This is a genomic window from Vibrio sp. 704, assembly GCF_033339295.1.
This window is the reverse complement of the sequence record NZ_JAWOUH010000001.1, coordinates 13,876-31,287: the sequence shown is the minus strand read 5'-3', so window position 1 is coordinate 31,287 and position 17,412 is coordinate 13,876. Positions and strand designations below refer to the sequence as shown.

The window sequence follows — 17,412 nt, the reverse complement described above, 5'->3', positions numbered from 1 at the left end:
CTAACATCTGTTAATAAAGTGAGTAAACCACAAACCGATCTTAAAGCAACTCAGCATCAAATCGTGCCGTGCGAGCTTGAACTAACGTGCAGTTCGTTTCAGCCATCAGCTCCGCTAAGGTGATGTTTGGGTTTTGTCTCACCAAACGTATCAACTTCACGTCCAAAGGTTCCAATTTGTCTTGGTGAGCAAGTAGAGCTTGTTCGATTTTGTTGATCGCAAATCGCATCGTCTCTGCTTCTTCGTTTTTGAGAAGCTCTAAAAACGCTTTTACATCCAAAGCCTCGCCCGAGATTTGCCAGTGACGAGATCGTCTAATCCGCTTAAGATCGCACTGTTTTTCTGCTGCGAGTGTTTTCGCTCGCTTGGCATGGTCGCCCCCAATACGGTGAATCAAGGATGGGAGCGAAATCGTAATCTTCGTCTCTTTCATGGCCTTTTCTTTCATCGTCTTAGCCCTCAACCACCGACACATTCTCGCCAACCCAAGCCAGCAACTGTTTTGCCGCTTTGGATAACACCTGATTTTGACGCACGATGTAGCCGAAATCAGTGTTTGGAAAACTTGGCAAAGGCGTAACTTCACGAGAAAGCTTTAATCTCGGATCGAGCGAGAAATCCGGCACAATAGCAGTCCCAAACCCCGCTTCCGCCCAGTCGATTTGTGCTTCCACACTGCCCACTTCCATCACGCGATGCTTAGGCAGATTTAGCTCAGGTAAAGACGCATCAATCAGCTCTCGGGTTCGAGTATCGTGCCCTAGCAGGATCAGCGTCTGGCTCTCTTTTCGATTGTCTTGCCACTCAAAAATGTTATCGCCAAACGCACACCAGTGAATCTGCGTGAGAGGCGTAAAATGCAGCGGTTGACTCTCTTTTTGTGCGATAACAAAGCCGATATCGGCACGCGCACTTTTCACCAAATCCACCGCTTGAGAAGATGTGGTATTGAACAATGCCAAGTCGATCCCCGGATATTCACTTTTGAATTGCTGAAATGGTTTGATAAGCAGTAAACGTGAAACAATATCGCTCGCCGCAATAGAAAGCGTCCCCTGCGTAAGATCGTTGATGGCATTGAGATCTGACTGACAAATTTGCAGCTCATTAAGCATCCGCTGCGCCGTAGCTAACAAACGCTTCCCCGCTTGCGTCAACTGCACGGGATTTCGCTCAATCAATTTCGTGCGCGTGGCTTGCTCCAACTGCTTGATATGCAAACTTACGTTCGGCTGCGTCATGTGCAGCTCCGTCGCTGTTTTACCAAAGTGTTTTACCTCTGCAAGAGTTACGAAGGTTCGCAGCCAGTTCAAATCTAACATTGCCAATTCCGATATGAAATTCTTATCAAGTTAATGAGTATAATTAATTTCTCTTATTATGGCGAACACCTTAAGATTTTTGCATCTGTTTTTGGAGATTAAATTATGTCGTCTATCGTTGTTGTGGGTGCAAACTGGGGTGATGAAGGCAAAGGCCGCATCGTTGACTTTTTGGCAGAGCAAGCTTCTGCGAGCATTCGTTTCCAAGGTGGTAACAACGCGGGTCACACCGTGGTTAACGATCTAGGTACGTTTAAGCTGCACCAGCTACCAAGTGGCGTATTCAACCCAGACTGTTTGGCAGTGTTAGGTCCGGGTATGGTTATCAGCCCTGCGTTGCTGTCTCAGGAGATTGCGGAAGTTGAAGAAGCGGGCGTAAAAGTGAATATGTGCATCTCTGATCGCGCAACACTGTGTCTACCTCTACACGCACTAGAAGATACGCTAGAAGAACAACGTTTAGGCGACAAAGCATACGGTTCAACTCGTCAAGGTATTGCACCTGCTTACGGTGACCGCGTAATGAAGAAAGGCATCCTAGTTGGTTGGTTGAAGCAACCAGAAGTATTGGTTGAACGCCTTCAATTCATGATGGATTGGAAACTGCCGCAACTGCGTGCACTTTACCCGACGTTCGAGTTTGAACAAACCGCTGAAGAACTGGCGAACTGGCTGCTAGAAGTCTCTGCACCTTGGCGCGATTCAATTTGCAACGTAACGCTTCCTCTAAAAGAACTACAAGCGAAAGACAAAACTCTATTGTTCGAAGCACAGCTTGGTGCGGGTCGTGACCTTGTTTACGGTGAGTACCCTTGGACAACATCTTCTAACGTTGTATCAATGTACGCGGGTATCGGTAGTGGCCTTCCGGCACTTCGTCCTGAACGCGTTATTGCGGTTGCAAAAGCCTTCAGCTCATCAGTGGGTACTGGTACGTTGATCACTGCAATGGAAGAGCAAGACGCTTTCCGCGAACTTGCTGGCGAGTTCGGTGCAACTACGGGTCGTCCACGCGACATGGGCTACTTCGACGCAGTCGCTACGAAGAATGGCGTTGAACTGCAAGCCGCAACTGAAATTGCACTAACGAAAGTAGACTGTTTGACTGGCCTTAACGATCTGAAAATCTGTGTTGGCTACGAAGGCGACCACAGCGAAAACCCAATCTGGCCTCAAACTGCCTCTCTTGCGCCAATCTACGAGAAGATGGAAAGCTGGAGCGAGGACATCACAGGTTGTCGTAAGTTTGAAGAGCTTCCAGTAGCAGCACAGAAATACGTTCTACGCATTGAGGAACTCATGGGCGTACCAGTAAAAATGGTGTCTGTGGGTCCTGGTCGTGAACAAATGATTATGCGATAAGATGTGAATTAACACATCATTGGCAAGCGGCTTTTATCTGTTCCGGGGTAAAGCCGCTTTTTTTTTACACTGTAAACTTTGAAAAATTGCACGGCTAAATTCATGTTTAGTAAACTCATCACGAGACTCCTACCTCCTTTATTTATAAATCAATAAATTATAGGGCTTAACACGTTGTGCACGTTACTAGCACATCTCACTTGTTAAAGAAGCACGTCAATTAGGTTAACTGGTTGATTTGATATTCTTTAAGTGATTAGTTGATCACGATCTTCATCTGCAATTTGTTGAACTAGTACTCAAAAAATCTAACCCGCTGTTTTTAGGATAGATGAGTTCTCCAACATCCAACCTAACAGCAGGTGATTCCCATGACGAAAAATCTTTTCCGCCTCAGTACGATAACCCTTGGTTTGTGCCTTAGTTCTTTGTCTTTCGCGCAATCCGATCTTCCGAACATTAAAATTCTTGCCACTGGCGGCACCATAGCAGGCGCAGGTCAATCTGCAACAGAATCAAACTACACAGCAGGTAAAGTCGGCGTTGAATCATTGATTTCTGCGGTGCCGAGTATGACCAACATTGCCGATATTTCTGGAGAGCAAGTGGTCAGTATCGGTTCACAAGATATGAATGATGAAGTGTGGCTAAAATTATCGAAAAGAGTTAATGAGCTACTCGCTCAAGATGATGTTGACGGCATCGTCATTACTCATGGTACGGATACGTTAGAGGAAACCGCTTACTTCCTTGATCTGACCGTCAAGAGCAAAAAGCCTGTCTTGATCGTCGGTGCAATGCGTCCTTCCACCGCAATGAGTGCTGATGGACCAGTCAACTTATACAATGCAGTCGTAACAGCCACCGATGAAGATTCAGAAGGACGTGGCGTGCTAGTCGCAATGAATGACACGATTTTCGATGCGCGGGATGTGACAAAAACCAATACAACCTCCGTCAGCACTTTCCAGTCACCCAACTTTGGTGCTATCGGCTACATTCATAATAGCGATGCCAAATATCAACGAAGCCCAGAGCGTAAACATACGACAGAAACCCCATTCGATGTATCAAAGCTTACTAAGTTGCCTAAGGTCGGTATTGTTTATAACTATGCAAATGCCTCCAATTTGCCAGTGAAAGCCTTTGTGGATGCGAAGTTTGACGGCATCGTAAGTGCTGGTGTCGGTAACGGTAACTTGTACCACACTGTGTTTGATGAGCTAGAGAAAGCGAGTAAAGATGGCGTTGTTGTTGTAAGAAGCTCCCGAACGCCTAGCGGCTCAACCACTTTGGATGCTGAAATTGATGACGAAAAATACGGCTTTGTTGCCGCTGGTACATTGAACCCACAAAAAGCACGTATCTTACTGATGCTGTCACTGACTCAGACGAAAAACTATCAAGACATCCAAAAGATGTTCCAATACTATTAATTCTGTCTAAGGCTCATTCGATAGAGGAGGTACACACCATACCTCCTCTTACACATAGCGACATGAGCGTCTCTTGTTAGCCAAACAAGCGACGCTTCATTCCTGCTTTTTCCAGAATACGCGTAGTAATTTCCTCAACAGACAGAGAGGACGTATTGATATATGGGATCGCCTCTCTTCTAAACAACGCCTCAACAGTGTCTAGCTCCAGCTTGCACTGCTCTGTGCTAGCGTAATCACTTCCAGACAAACGATTTTCACGGATTTCAGTCAAGCGCCCGGGATCGATAGTCAGCCCAAACAACTTATGACGATGGATCTCAAATTCAGGCAACAAACGCATCATCTTCACATCTTCCGCAATGAACGGATAGTTCACGACACGCAAACCAAACTGCATCGCCATATATAGGCTGGTGGGGGTTTTCCCGCTGCGCGATACGCCAAGTAAGATGATATCAGCTTGCTCCAACCCTTTTAGCGTGATGCCATCATCATGCGCCAATGTGTATTCAATAGCCGCAATACGGTCAAAATAGGTGTCGGAATCTTTCCCCACACTGCGAGAACGCTGCAACTTAGGCTTTGGTGCCATCTGAATGTCGTCTTGCACTTTCTGCACAATACTCTCCAACACATCGTAACTGTATGCCGGCGCTTCAAGCAGCATTTCACGTACTTCTGGAACGACAATTGAGAAAAAGACCAGAGGTTTGACGCCATTGCGCTGGTAGGAAGTTTCAATTTCTTTGACTACGTCAGTAGCTTTGTCCTGGCTTTCTACAAACGGAAAGGTTTTTTCGTTAGGAATGAACGGAAATTGACCGAGAACAACATGCCCTAATGTCTCACATGTTATCGCCGTACCGTCAGAAACATAGAACACATCACGACTTTGGTTATTTATTTGCATTTCTGTTTAATTTTTCAAAATCTTTTGAGTAGGATGGTACACATAATATTAATAAATCAGTTTGGCTTTCAGTTAGGTTCACCACAGCTTTAAAAATTCGTTTGAATTTTTTTCAGCCAGAACGTAATCGTTTGCCTTTGATATCAATCTGAATGAAGCAATGTATGGTCAACGTGTAATAACAGCCAACATGCGATTGTTTAGATCGATTTAAGTCCCCCTACTAAGCTGCAATGTTTCTGGAGAAAGACATGCAAAAGAACACCCTCTGGTTCAATGGCCTATCCATGGATGATGTCGACAAAGTCGGCGGTAAGAATGCTTCACTTGGCGAAATGGTTTCTAACCTAGCAAACGCAGGCGTTTCTGTACCAAATGGTTTTGCGACAACCTCATACGCGTTTAACCAATTCCTTGACCACGAAGGTTTGGATGAGCGTATTCACCAATTACTCGATGAACTAGACGTTGAAGATGTAGAAGCTCTGCGTAAGACAGGTGCAAACATTCGTCAATGGGTATTAGAGGCCCCTTTCCCTGCGGACCTTGAACAAGAAATTCGTGAAAATTACCAAGAACTGATCGAAGGCAATCCTGAGCTTTCAGTCGCAGTTCGTTCATCTGCTACGGCAGAAGACCTACCTGATGCTTCTTTTGCTGGTCAGCAAGAAACGTTTTTGAACGTGAAAGGCATCGACGCAGTACTAGAAGCAACTAAGCACGTTTACGCTTCTCTATTTAACGACCGTGCGATTTCTTACCGCGTTCACCAAGGGTTCGACCACCGTGGCATCTCGCTATCTGCGGGTATCCAACGTATGGTGCGTTCAGATAAAGCCTCGTCGGGTGTTATGTTTACACTAGACACTGAATCGGGTTTCGACCAAGTTGTCTTCATCACCTCTTCATGGGGTCTAGGCGAGATGGTCGTTCAAGGTGCAGTAAACCCTGACGAGTTCTACGTTCACAAGCCAATGCTTGAAGCAGGCGAACACCCAATCGTTAAGAAAACATTTGGTTCTAAGTTGATCAAAATGATCTACTCAGATAACCAAGAAATCGGCAAACAAGTTGATATCGTTGATACTTCTGATGAAGAGCGCAACACGTTCTCATTGAACGACGACGAGATCAAAGAGCTCGCAAAACAAGCAATGATCATCGAAAAGCACTATCAGCGTCCAATGGACATTGAATGGGCAAAAGATGGCATTGATGGCAAGCTGTACATTGTTCAAGCGCGTCCTGAAACCGTATGTTCACAAACGGAACAAAACGTGATTGAGCGCTACGAGCTACAAAACAAAGCGGATGTTTTAGTTGAAGGTCGTGCAATCGGTCAGCGCATCGGTAAAGGCGTGGTTCGCTTGGTTGACTCTCTGGACCAAATGTCTTTAGTCCAAGAAGGTGACGTGCTAGTTACAGACATGACTGACCCAGATTGGGAACCAGTGATGAAAAAAGCATCTGCAATCGTAACCAACCGTGGTGGCCGTACTTGCCACGCAGCCATCATCGCTCGTGAGCTTGGTATTCCTGCAATCGTTGGCTGTGGCGATGCGACAAGCAAGTTAACCGATGGTGCAACCGTGACCGTATCTTGTTCTGAAGGTGAAACGGGCTACGTTTACCAAGGTGAACTTGAATTTGATGTAAAACGCTCTTCTGTTGATGAACTGCCACTGCTACCAACAAAAGTGATGATGAACGTGGGTAACCCTGATCGTGCGTTTGACTTCGCACAAATTCCAAATGAAGGTGTTGGTCTTGCTCGTCTTGAATTCATCATCAATAAGATGATTGGTATCCACCCGAAAGCATTACTTAACTTTGATGCACAAAGCGATGAGCTAAAAGCAGAAATCACTCAGCGTATTCGTGGTTACAAAGATCCTATCGATTTCTACGTAAGCAAACTGACAGAAGGTATCGCAACCATTGCTGCGGCATTTTGGCCGAAACGCGTTATTGTTCGTATGTCTGACTTTAAGTCTAACGAATACAGCAACTTGGTTGGCGGTAAAGCATACGAACCGCATGAAGAAAACCCAATGCTTGGCTTCCGTGGCGCGTCTCGTTACATTTCTCCAGTGTTTGAAGACTGCTTCGAGCTAGAAACTCAAGCAATCAAACGCGTTCGTAACGAAATGGGTCTGAAAAACGTTGAAATCATGATCCCATTTGTGCGTACACCAAGCGAAGCAGCATCAGTGATTGATTTGCTAGCGAAGTTTGATCTGCGCCGTGGCGATCAGGGTCTTAAAGTCATCATGATGTGCGAACTGCCATCCAACGCGGTCCTTGCCGATGAGTTCTTGAAGTACTTTGACGGCTTCTCGATTGGCTCAAACGACATGACTCAGTTAACGCTTGGACTTGATCGTGACTCTGGCGATGTTGCACATCTATTTGATGAGCGCAACCCAGCGGTTAAGGTGATGCTTCAGATGGCGATTGACGCGGCAACAAAAGCAGGCAAATACGTTGGTATTTGTGGTCAAGGCCCATCAGACCACGACGACCTAGCGGAATGGCTAATGGATCAAGGAATTAGCTCTGTATCACTAAACCCAGATACGGTTATCGATACTTGGTTAAAACTCGGTAAAGTTAGCAGCAAGTAACACACGATAAACTCTAGCCCTCACACTCCACTTGTGAGGGCTTTGTTATTCACACGTCATTTCACAATCAGTTCGTGATTCCTCTCTCAAGTTCGTCATTTAGTCAATTTCATTATCAAAGTCTGATGACCTAAAATGAATGGTATATCGATAACTCCAGAGAGAATTTGATGAAAAAGCCTATCGCACTCCTTACTACATTGATGCTCCTGGCATCCCCTGCTTATGCCGATTGGGATGAAATTTCCAATAAAATGTCTGAGCTTGGCGACGCAGTTTCTGATACTGCACAAGATGCTTGGGACGACACCAAAGCGTTTTCAAAACAAGCGTGGCAAGATTTCACGAACTGGTCCGAGGAAGCGATCAATACCGCAGGCGAATGGACAGAAGCCAGCATCGAGAAAAGCAAAGAATGGATAGATGCTGCCGACAAAAAAATTGATGAGCTGATGGAAGGCGATACGCCAGAAGAAGCTCGCCAAGCCGTGGACTTAATGGCAGATAGCGCTTTGCTCAAGTTATTTAATGAAAAGCCGGAGGCAAAAGCTATTTACGACAACGCGTACGGCTACGCGGTCTTTGATTCTCGTAAATTATCTTTACTGTTTCACACCAACTCAGGGTCAGGAGTCGCAGTGAATAAGGAAACAGAAGAACGCACTTATATGAATATGTTTGGTTTGGGCGTTGCACTTGGGGCTGGCGGCAAATGTTACCAACAAGTGGTTCTGTTTGAGAGCAAAGAAGACTTTGATACGTTCGTCAACGAAGGATGGGAGGCCACAAGTGAAGCCTCTGCTGTTGCGGGCGAAGATTCAGAGCAACTTTCAAAACAATTTAACAGCGGCGTCGCCGTCTATCAGTTGAACGCTAAAGGTTTGCTCATCGATGCTAACGTGTCTGGTTCTAAATATTGGGTTAACGAAGAGCTCACTAACTCGCAGTAATGCATAGCAACTAATCGCTTAAATAAAACCGTTGTTATGCACCCTTATCAATAAGTTAACGGGGATATGATTCCTCAAAACTGAGCACTTACGCAACTTTCTCTATGGAAGTCACCAGAAGATGGCGACTTCCCTTTCTCGTTGGATTGCTTTTGGTTATGCTTGCGCAAAACCACCTGCAATTCGGTATCCCATGCCTGACAATAACTTTAATAATCTGCTAGCAGAAGCAATTTCTGCTCTTAACACGCCTAACTTTACTCCTAAACTTATGCGTGTCATTCGCACTCTTTTTCATTTTGATTGCGCAGTTATTTTAGGTTACCGAGAAGGTAAACATCCTATTTATCTCTACGACTCAATTGAGAACGAGCGAGAGTTACTTTTTCAACGCTACCTTACTGACTCATTTCAAAATGACCCTTTTTTTCTCAAACTAAACGAGACAAAGCAACAAGGCGTATTTACGCTCAAAGACGTGGCGCGTAAAGGCGTTGACTTCACCTCATACTGCGAGCAGTTCTATCATCAAACAGGGTGGAAAGACGAGCTTAGCATGCTAGTCGAAGTTGAATCTGGCCGTTGGGTCATGCTGTACTTCGGATATATGACTGATGGAAAATACTTTTCTCAGCAACAAATCAATAAGCTAAAGCCCTATTTCCCGATAATTCAGTCGCTTTGTCAGCAGCATTGGAAACAAACGGAATTTACCTTTTCTGAGCCTGTTTTTGCACAGAGTGCTTATTCTGGCAGTATGCGATTAGCCATTGAGCAAGCTTTAGCAACGTTTGGCGTAGAATCACTCACCCGTCGCGAACAAGAGGTGGCTTCGCTTCTCGCTCAAGGGTTTGACACCAAAGAAATTGCCGCGCGGTTACACTTAGTTCAAGGCACGGTCAAAAATCATCGAAAGCGAATTTACTCGCAATTAAATGTGTCTTCATTGAGTGAGTTATTCCAGCTTTTCCTCAATCACCTCATTCTCCATTCAAGATAAAAACTGTCCCTTAAGGGATATATCGAGAAAAGGTGTCGCGTTTTAGTCTAAATGTAACAACCACTAAGACAGACAAAAAGAATGACGACACCATTACTGCAAGATTTACAAGATCGTGGCTTGATTGCACAAGCCAGCGATTTGGAAGAAATTCAGACACTTCTCTCACAGCCACAAACCGTTTACTGCGGCTTCGATCCTACAGCTGGCAGCTTGCATATCGGCCACCTCGTGCCTTTGATTATGCTTAAGCGCTTTCAAGATGCCGGACACCAAGCTGTTGCCTTGATTGGCGGTGCAACGGGCATGATTGGCGACCCAAGCTTTAAAGCGACTGAGCGCAGTCTGAACTCAGAGGAAATCGTCTCAGGCTGGGTTAACGATCTTTCTAATCAAATTCAGCAGTTGATGAATCACCAACTGACCAAGCCGATGATCATGGTGAACAACGCTGACTGGATGAAAGCGATCAATGTGATCGACTTCTTCCGCGATGTGGGTAAGCACTTCTCGATCAATACTATGGTCAACCGAGAATCGGTAAAACAACGCCTGCAACGACCTGACCAAGGTATCTCCTTCACCGAATTTAGCTACGCCCTACTGCAATCGTACGATTTTGCCGAGCTAAACCGTCGATACGGTTGCCGTTTGCAAATCGGTGGCAATGACCAATGGGGAAACATCGTCAGCGGGATCGATTTAACTCGCCGTCAAAATGGTGAGCAAGTATTTGGCTTAACTCTGCCGCTGATCACCAAATCCGATGGTACCAAATTTGGCAAAACCGAAGGCGGTGCAGTATGGCTAGATCCTAGCAAAACCTCTCCTTACGCGTTCTACCAGTTCTGGCTTGGCGCAGAAGACGCAGACGTTTACCACTTCTTGCGTTACTACACATTCTTGAGCTGCGAAGAAATTGCCAGCATTGAAGCGCAAGACCAAGCAAGCCAAGGTAAGCCACAAGCACAACGTATCCTCGCTGAGGAAATGACGCGATTTGTTCATGGCGAAGAAGGCCTAGCTAGCGCCGAGCGCATCACTCAAGCTTTATTCAGCGGTAATGTGCAACAACTGAGTTTGGGTGAATTAAAACAATTGGAGTTGGATGGTTTACCAAGCATTGAGAGCGCACAACAAGATTTGGTTGAGCTGTTGATTGAGTCGGGTTTAGCAAGTTCGAAGCGTGTTGCACGCGAACACATCAGCAACAACGCCATCAGTGTAAACGGTGAAAAAGTGTCGGCTGATAACCCAAGTTTGAGCTTCCCACTGTTTGATCAATATTGGTTACTGCAACGCGGTAAAAAGCACTTCTGCCTCGTGAAGCGTGCCGCGTAGTAACACTCGCAGTACAAAGCCCATAAAAATTCCCCTCACCGCTTTCGTGATGAGGGGAATTCAAATTTGAACGATTTTAAGCCTAACAATAGGCAAAGGCGTTGCTTATTGCGTTCTTAAACGTTGCCAGTACTTTTCGTAAATCGCTAACGTTTCTGCGCCAACATCATTAATAAACTCGCCTTTTTTCATGTCTTCTGATGAAGGGAAAATAGTACGGTTATTTTTCAACTCTTCTGGCAATTTGTCACGCCCAGCGTTCGTTGCCGACGCATAACCCAAACTGGTCACGATTTCCGCTTGGTTCTCTGATTGGTACATGAAATTAATAAATTTATGCGCCAATGCTTTGTTTTTACTGCCAGACGGAATAGTGAAGTTGTCCATCCACAATACCGCGCCCTCTTCCGGCATCACGAACTTCAGCTCAGGCATTTCAACCTGTCCTTGGAATGCGTTGCCGTTCCATTGCATGCCGACCGATGTTTCACCGGACACGTAAGGGACTTGCGGCGCATCTGAGTTGTACAGTAATACGTTGTTTTTCAGCGCTACTAGAGAATCAAAAGCCTGCTCGATTTCAGCTTCGTCTTTTGTATTCACGCTATGGCCATTTTTCTTCAGCGCCATACCGAACACGTCGCGGACGTCATCAATCAACATGACTTGTTGTTCGTATTGAGACTCCCATAAGTCTGCCCATTTGGTCACTGGTTGCTCAACTATGGATTCGTTGTAGCTGATCCCTGTAATGCCCCAAATATAAGGCAGAGAGTAATCATTTTTCGGATCGTGCGCTTGGCCAAGTAAGCCGTCCATTGTGTCTTGCATGTTTGGCACTTGAGCGTGATCTATTTTCGAAAGCAGTCCTTCTCGACCCATTTTTTCAATGAAGTACGCAGAAGCAAAAACCACATCGTAACCAGAACCTTTTAGCAATTTTAGCTTGGTGTACATTGATTCATTATTCTCAAAGGTCGAATAATTAATCGTAACGCCTTCTTGTTTTTCAAACGCTTTTAACGATGCTTCCGGCAAATAGCCACCCCATGCATAAACGTTCAACGTTTTGCTATCTGCATGAGCAAACATGCTGAGCACAAGAGCACTCAGCCCCAATCCTTTGATGATTAATTTCATGGTATGCGATCCAACCAGTCCAGCGACGCGCTGGGATTCGGGTGCATAATTAGGTAATTATTACCCAATTGAAAGAAAATTTAATTAATCTTTAACAGCAAAAATATTTATCGAATTTATAAAATTAACGCATGTTTTTAATATCGACTGTGCATACCAAAATGATGAGACATTCCATCTTCCATTCGGCCACCTTTCCAGCCACCAGAGCCGAGTAAATTAAGCACATCTTGAGCGGTATAATCGGCACCAGAAAAGAAATCATGCGCCACGTCTGAGCGTATTGCTTGCAACTCTGGTTGGTTTTCCAAATCAAGATGTTGCGGATCCGCATATAATGCCAACGCAATTTTTTGTTGGCACGCGCTTAACTCGCTGGTGCTCGTCTTTACCTGACCAACCGAAAAGTACTCACGACTGCCGTATCCCACCACCAATCTGGTACTCATTAGTTTAATCACTTTCTTAATGCGGCGACGTTGTATAAATCTCAACATGTTTTGTTATTCCTGTATTAAGTTGGCTATGGTCGTATTCTTTTGTTCGAATTAAAACACTCTGTTTTATCCGCGAAATTTCTCTAGCGCTTTTCGCGATGATCGGTTGTATAATACGATCCTGAAATATTTTGTTACCTCGGAAACCCCTGAGACTGCAACATGAACAACAGCAGATGGGTCGGCTTTATAGGCGGCACGATTGTCTTACTTAGTACCTTTATCCTCTTCGGATCTTCCGTCCACGCTGCTTGGTACCGAATCCCTGCGGAAGCCATTCATGGTATCGCCTTCACTTTGGCTTTTGGTTTAGGGTTAAACAGCCTGCTGGCGTACGCGACGGCAGTGATTACTCTTGCTGCACTATTCTACATTGGCTTTGTCGTTAGCTATCGGGTCCATCAGAAACTTAAATAGTCTTCTGTCTCAACCTGAGCTTAATAACGGATACTTGGTAACTAAAAAGGGAGCAAACGCTCCCTTTTTAGTTATCAGCATATAGATGTTCTATGCCCGCTTTAATCATTAAGGTGGCATACCCTCAACGACTGCTGCATACCTGAAACATCATCACCTAAATACTCAACCGTCATTGGAACATTGACCAACAGAGTAAAACTAGAGTCACTGAACCTTCCATCAGCATCACTCTCCAAATGAACAAAAAACGCAGGCTTATCCGCAATCAATGTAATTCGCCTCCCTTCAATAGAGACATCTATATTGGCTTTCGCTATCGGCAAGGTTTTTAGCTCGTGAGTACTAAACCATGTGTTGCTTATTCTGTCTTCACCGATTTGCGCTTCAACATAGAAGAAGCCTGACGTAAGTTCATCCTTCTCGATCAATTCATCCAACTGCCACAAAATCGTATTGCTGTCTGCTATGACTGTTTGTTCTAAGCTCCAACATTGCTTTTCTTCCCCTTGCCAATCTACCCACTTAAGCAGTGCGTTGACGCTTGCGGACTCTTTTGCATCATTGAGCAAATGTAGGCTCAACTTGCCTGTATGCTCGGAAAATACCAAATACTGCGGCGCAAAAAAGCGTTTTGCATGGTAGTGCAACTGCTTCCATCGACCACTGTATTCCAAACTAGACCAAGAACTGACAGGCCAATTGTCGTTGAGTTGCCAGTACAGCATGCCGCGACAAACTGGAGAAATGGCACGCCAATGATCGCATGCAGTTTTGATCGCGATTGCCTGCTGAACTTGACTTAAATACAGCATGCTCTCAAATCCAGAGGGAAAACGAAAATAGCGCGTGAACATCTCTGTGATAATACTATTACCACGAGGGTTCTTCTGATGTTGTTCGAAAGTTGGGGATGTAATATTCCAGTCTTGCTCAGGGACAAACCGCTTAACTTCAGCAAAAGATGGCCAAGATTGAAAACCAAACTCAGAGCAAAAACGAGGATTCACGTCAAAGTAGGCACTGAATGATTTTCCTGAATGCCAAACGTCCCAAAAGTGCATATCGCCTTTACTATCATCATGCCACGCATCACCGAAATCCAGTTCACCATTACATGGGGAACTTGGCCAGAAACGGCGAGTGCTATCTTGCTCGGTAATCTCCTTCTCAATCATGCGGTTGAGGCGATCGTAGTTAACCGTGTATTTGACTTTGCTGCGCTTAGATTCGTCATACCAACCAATAGCTCCAATCACTTCATTGTCACCACACCAAAGTGCGATTGATGGGTGCTTCTTAAGCCTCGGGATTTGGAATCTAAGTTCTTCCTCTACGTCTTTTAAAAACTCGTCGTTTGATGGGTACAACGAGCAGGCGAACATCATGTCTTGCCACACCAACAAGCCAAGTTCATCACAAAGGTTATAAAAGGTTTCACTCTCGTACTGACCACCGCCCCATACGCGAATCATGTTCATGTTGGCGTCAACCGCACTTTGCAAAAGGTTGCGATAACGTGTTTCGTACTCTCGCCCCGGCATTGCGTCAATAGGGATCCAGTTGGCACCTTTAGCATTAATCGGTACGCCATTGACGATAAATTCCATTGCAGAGCCGTGCTCATCAGCTTGGTTATTTAGGGTTAACTGACGCAAACCAATGTTGTGCGTTAACTTTTGCTCTCTGCAAGAAATGGTAATGGGATAGAGATACGCTTCGCCATAACCCGATGGCCACCAGCGTTGAGGCTCCAAAATGTGGAACTGGCAATGATAGTGACCACTTCCTTTTGTTTGAATACATTGACGCTCACCATTAAATTCAACAATCATTTCATGGCGTTGACTGTCCGTTTCCACTTCAACTACTACATCAAGAAACACACTCCCATCGGCTTGCCATTGCTGCTCTGTCGAGAAGCCTTTGAGCCAAAGCTCATTCACAATGTCGATTTGAATGGGGTCGTAAATACCCGATACCATCAAGCAAATGCCCCAGTCCCATCCGGAATGGCATTGTGTTTTGCGGATCAAGTTCATGTGTGGAATTTGGTTGTTGCCCATTGCCGATGGAATAGGAAATGGCAGTTTTTTTGCTCTTGCGATACCTTCTAAATCCACCCGAGCAAACTCAACCCGAATCGTGTTAGTACCTTGCTTTAAATGCGGTTTAATATCCACACGTTGCTGGGTAAACATGTTGCTGCAAGTTAGTGCTAACTCACCATTAACATAGAAGGTTGCCAAGGTATCTACACGAGTTAGCGTCATCCAAATTTGCTTGGCAGACAACGTAAACGCGTCGACTTCAAACTCACGTGAGATATGCCACTCACACTCTTCAATCCATCGAACTTTGTTTTCATTATCGGCAAAATAAGGATCTGGAATCTGCTCTGCTTGTAAAAGCGCCGACACATTATCGCCCGGAATAAACATTGGAATTTCAAGATTGGGACGCTGTGGCGAGATAAGCATCCACTGCCCGTTAAGTTCGAAGTGAGCCATCGAGTTAAACCTTAGCTTGGGAAAAACATGTTTTCTCAATGTAATCCTGACAATCCCATGCAAAAATAAGGGAAATGTTAATTACATACGAAATGCGGTGCATTTCACGTAAAAACTCTTTCTTTTGATCTCTACCCAAAAATCAGCAACTTGGCTAACCTGTTAAAAATTAATCGAAATCTAAGGTTATATTTGCAACTTCGACATGTTAACATCATCGGCTTTTTGAACATCCTCACACTTTTCGTTGAAACGATGTGAGGGGAAATGCACGGCTTCATAGCCCTAAAAAGCGAAGTAATTATGTCAAATATGACGAATGCCGCCTCCCACACAGCGCCTATTCAGGATGCTGACTATTCTGCTATTCATCCCCCATCTTTACTCAAGCGCCTCGAACTCACCAATCCTGTCTTTTGGTTAAGTGGTAGCTTCCTCACTCTATTCGTTTTACTTGCTCTAACGAATACCGACTCTCTAACCGCAATGGTTAACACCGGCTTCGGCTTTGCTACTAAATATTTCGGAGCTTACTGGCAAGTACTGCTTCTTCTGAATTTCCTAATTGGTTTGGCTCTTGCGTTTGGTCGCACTGGTTATGTGCGCCTAGGTGGTCTAGCGAAACCTGATATTGATAACTTTAAGTGGTTGTCAATCGTACTCTGTACTCTACTTGCAGGTGGTGGTGTGTTCTGGGCCGCAGCTGAGCCTATCGCCCACTTTGTGACTGCTCCGCCTCTATACGGGGAAGCTTCACCGAAAACTGCCGCAATCAATGCCCTATCTCAGTCTTTTATGCACTGGGGCTTCTTAGCTTGGGCGATCCTTGGTGGTCTATCTTCCATTGTCTTAATGCACTTGCATTACGATAAAGGCCTGCCTCTTAAGCCGCGTACTCTGCTTTACCCTGTTTTTGGTGATAAAGCCATTAAAGGCTGGATTGGTGATGTTGCTGACGCATGTAGCATCATTGCAGTAGCAGCAGGAACCATCGGTCCTATCGGCTTCTTAGGTTTACAAATTAGCTACGCGCTAAACTCATTGTTTGGCCTGCCAGATACGTTCGTAACGCAAAGTATGGTTATTATGGCGGCGATCCTGATGTATACCCTTTCCGCACTGAGCGGTTTGAGCAAGGGTATTCAAATCGTCAGTCGTTACAACATCATTTTGTCTGTACTGTTAATTGGTTACATCCTGTTCTTCGGGCCGACAAGCTTTATCGTTGATGGCTACGTGCAAGGCGTTGGTCGTATGGTGGATAACTTCTTCCCTATGGCACTTTACCGTGGTGATACAGGCTGGCTAAGCTGGTGGACAGTATTCTTCTGGGGTTGGTTTATCGGTTATGGCCCAATGATGGCGATCTTTATTGCTCGTATCTCTCGTGGTCGTACAATTCGCCAATTAATCATGTCTATTAGCATCGCGGCACCGCTGATTACTTGCTTCTGGTTTAGTATCGTTGGTGGCAGTGGCCTTGCGTTTGAACTTGATAACCCTGGTTTGATTTCATCTGCGTTTGAAGGCTTTAACTTGCCTGCAGCACTGCTAGCGATTACTGGTGAATTACCTTACCCAATGATCATTTCGGTTCTGTTCCTGATCTTAACGACAACATTTATCGTGACGACGGGTGACTCGATGACTTACACAATCAGTGTAGTGATGACGGGCTCAACAGAACCAAACGCAGTGATTCGCTCGTTCTGGGGGCTGATTATGGGTATTGTCGCTATTGCGCTTATCTCAATGGGCTCTGGTGGTATTTCTGCATTGCAGTCTTTCATTGTAATTACTGCCGTGCCTGTGTCTTTCATTTTGCTGCCAAGCATTTGGAAAGCACCCGGCATCGCAAGCAGAATGGCAAAAGAGCAAGGCCTCGTTTAAACCGCCTCTC

The 17,412-nt window shown here is 45.2% G+C and carries 14 protein-coding genes; 8 read left to right on the top strand and 6 right to left on the bottom strand.

The window, feature by feature from the left end:
• Window positions 1–40 precede the first annotated feature (40 nt).
• Together R7R24_RS00130 and R7R24_RS00125 are read right to left on the bottom strand one after the other, a co-directional pair.
• Complete coding sequence (locus R7R24_RS00130; RefSeq protein WP_054577722.1) at window positions 41–433, bottom strand: ribosome recycling factor family protein; 393 nt, start codon at window positions 431–433, stop codon at window positions 41–43.
• 19 nt (window positions 434–452) lie between these two features.
• A complete protein-coding gene (locus R7R24_RS00125; RefSeq protein WP_005373812.1) occupies window positions 453–1,322 on the bottom strand; it encodes a LysR family transcriptional regulator in 870 nt (289 codons plus the stop codon).
• A 105-nt stretch (window positions 1,323–1,427) separates the two neighbouring features.
• On the opposite strand from R7R24_RS00125, the gene R7R24_RS00120 reads away from it, so the two are divergent.
• Together R7R24_RS00120 and ansB are read left to right on the top strand one after the other, a co-directional pair.
• The gene (locus R7R24_RS00120; RefSeq protein ID WP_005373814.1) at window positions 1,428–2,684 is read left to right on the top strand and encodes an adenylosuccinate synthase; all 1,257 of its coding nucleotides are present in this window, start codon (window positions 1,428–1,430) and stop codon (window positions 2,682–2,684) included.
• A 371-nt stretch (window positions 2,685–3,055) separates the two neighbouring features.
• Window positions 3,056–4,120: an L-asparaginase 2 gene (ansB, locus tag R7R24_RS00115; RefSeq protein WP_054577721.1), complete on the top strand. Its 1,065-nt coding sequence runs from the start codon at window positions 3,056–3,058 to the stop codon at window positions 4,118–4,120.
• Between the two features lie 76 nt (window positions 4,121–4,196).
• On the opposite strand, the gene R7R24_RS00110 is transcribed toward ansB, so the two are convergent.
• Entirely contained in the window at window positions 4,197–5,033 is an 837-nt protein-coding gene (locus tag R7R24_RS00110) for a pyruvate, water dikinase regulatory protein (protein WP_042523263.1), read from the bottom strand.
• 251 nt (window positions 5,034–5,284) lie between these two features.
• Between R7R24_RS00110 and ppsA the strand changes: the two genes are divergently transcribed.
• The 4 genes from ppsA to tyrS all read left to right on the top strand — a co-directional run bounded on the left by ppsA (window position 5,285) and on the right by tyrS (window position 10,948).
• Window positions 5,285–7,657 (top strand): phosphoenolpyruvate synthase, encoded by a 2,373-nt coding sequence (gene ppsA, locus R7R24_RS00105; protein WP_005373822.1) that lies wholly within the window; start codon window positions 5,285–5,287, stop codon window positions 7,655–7,657.
• 170 nt (window positions 7,658–7,827) lie between these two features.
• A complete protein-coding gene (locus tag R7R24_RS00100; RefSeq protein ID WP_191115797.1) occupies window positions 7,828–8,607 on the top strand; it encodes a hypothetical protein in 780 nt (259 codons plus the stop codon).
• A gap of 193 nt (window positions 8,608–8,800) precedes the next feature.
• Window positions 8,801–9,607, top strand: coding sequence for a response regulator transcription factor (locus R7R24_RS00095; protein ID WP_021707696.1), 807 nt, complete (start codon window positions 8,801–8,803; stop codon window positions 9,605–9,607).
• An 81-nt stretch (window positions 9,608–9,688) separates the two neighbouring features.
• Window positions 9,689–10,948: a tyrosine--tRNA ligase gene (tyrS, locus tag R7R24_RS00090; protein WP_054577720.1), complete on the top strand. Its 1,260-nt coding sequence runs from the start codon at window positions 9,689–9,691 to the stop codon at window positions 10,946–10,948.
• 105 nt (window positions 10,949–11,053) lie between these two features.
• Here the strand turns inward: tyrS and R7R24_RS00085 are convergent, their stop codons facing one another.
• The gene (locus tag R7R24_RS00085; RefSeq protein ID WP_054577719.1) at window positions 11,054–12,088 is read right to left on the bottom strand and encodes an ABC transporter substrate-binding protein; all 1,035 of its coding nucleotides are present in this window, start codon (window positions 12,086–12,088) and stop codon (window positions 11,054–11,056) included.
• A gap of 137 nt (window positions 12,089–12,225) precedes the next feature.
• Complete coding sequence (locus R7R24_RS00080; RefSeq protein WP_054577718.1) at window positions 12,226–12,585, bottom strand: DUF6559 family protein; 360 nt, start codon at window positions 12,583–12,585, stop codon at window positions 12,226–12,228.
• Window positions 12,586–12,747: 162 nt separating this feature from the next.
• On the opposite strand from R7R24_RS00080, the gene R7R24_RS00075 reads away from it, so the two are divergent.
• The gene (locus tag R7R24_RS00075; protein WP_005387084.1) at window positions 12,748–13,002 is read left to right on the top strand and encodes a hypothetical protein; all 255 of its coding nucleotides are present in this window, start codon (window positions 12,748–12,750) and stop codon (window positions 13,000–13,002) included.
• A gap of 101 nt (window positions 13,003–13,103) precedes the next feature.
• Here R7R24_RS00075 and R7R24_RS00070 read toward each other — a convergent pair whose 3' ends face one another.
• Window positions 13,104–15,512 carry a beta-mannosidase gene (locus tag R7R24_RS00070; RefSeq protein ID WP_054577717.1) on the bottom strand — a complete coding sequence of 803 codons (2,409 nt, stop codon included), beginning with the start codon at window positions 15,510–15,512 and terminating at the stop codon, window positions 13,104–13,106.
• A gap of 303 nt (window positions 15,513–15,815) precedes the next feature.
• On the opposite strand from R7R24_RS00070, the gene R7R24_RS00065 reads away from it, so the two are divergent.
• On the top strand, window positions 15,816–17,402 hold the full coding sequence (locus R7R24_RS00065; RefSeq protein WP_005373846.1) for a BCCT family transporter: 1,587 nt from the start codon (window positions 15,816–15,818) through the stop codon (window positions 17,400–17,402).
• Window positions 17,403–17,412: the final 10 nt, after the last annotated feature.

Excerpts from the sequence above, each read along its gene's own strand:
- R7R24_RS00085 (WP_054577719.1), bottom strand. The coding sequence starts at position 12,088 with ATGAAATTAATCATCAAAGGATTGGGGCTGAGTGCTCTTGTGCTCAGC.
- R7R24_RS00070 (WP_054577717.1), bottom strand. The coding sequence starts at position 15,512 with ATGGCTCACTTCGAACTTAACGGGCAGTGGATGCTTATCTCGCCACAG.
- ppsA (WP_005373822.1), top strand. The coding sequence starts at position 5,285 with ATGCAAAAGAACACCCTCTGGTTCAATGGCCTATCCATGGATGATGTC.
- R7R24_RS00095 (WP_021707696.1), top strand. The coding sequence starts at position 8,801 with ATGCCTGACAATAACTTTAATAATCTGCTAGCAGAAGCAATTTCTGCT.
- R7R24_RS00130 (WP_054577722.1), bottom strand. The coding sequence starts at position 433 with ATGAAAGAGACGAAGATTACGATTTCGCTCCCATCCTTGATTCACCGT.
- R7R24_RS00065 (WP_005373846.1), top strand. The coding sequence starts at position 15,816 with ATGTCAAATATGACGAATGCCGCCTCCCACACAGCGCCTATTCAGGAT.
- R7R24_RS00125 (WP_005373812.1), bottom strand. The coding sequence starts at position 1,322 with ATGTTAGATTTGAACTGGCTGCGAACCTTCGTAACTCTTGCAGAGGTA.
- R7R24_RS00100 (WP_191115797.1), top strand. The coding sequence starts at position 7,828 with ATGAAAAAGCCTATCGCACTCCTTACTACATTGATGCTCCTGGCATCC.
- R7R24_RS00080 (WP_054577718.1), bottom strand. The coding sequence starts at position 12,585 with ATGTTGAGATTTATACAACGTCGCCGCATTAAGAAAGTGATTAAACTA.
- R7R24_RS00120 (WP_005373814.1), top strand. The coding sequence starts at position 1,428 with ATGTCGTCTATCGTTGTTGTGGGTGCAAACTGGGGTGATGAAGGCAAA.
- tyrS (WP_054577720.1), top strand. The coding sequence starts at position 9,689 with ATGACGACACCATTACTGCAAGATTTACAAGATCGTGGCTTGATTGCA.
- R7R24_RS00075 (WP_005387084.1), top strand. The coding sequence starts at position 12,748 with ATGAACAACAGCAGATGGGTCGGCTTTATAGGCGGCACGATTGTCTTA.
- R7R24_RS00110 (WP_042523263.1), bottom strand. The coding sequence starts at position 5,033 with ATGCAAATAAATAACCAAAGTCGTGATGTGTTCTATGTTTCTGACGGT.
- ansB (WP_054577721.1), top strand. The coding sequence starts at position 3,056 with ATGACGAAAAATCTTTTCCGCCTCAGTACGATAACCCTTGGTTTGTGC.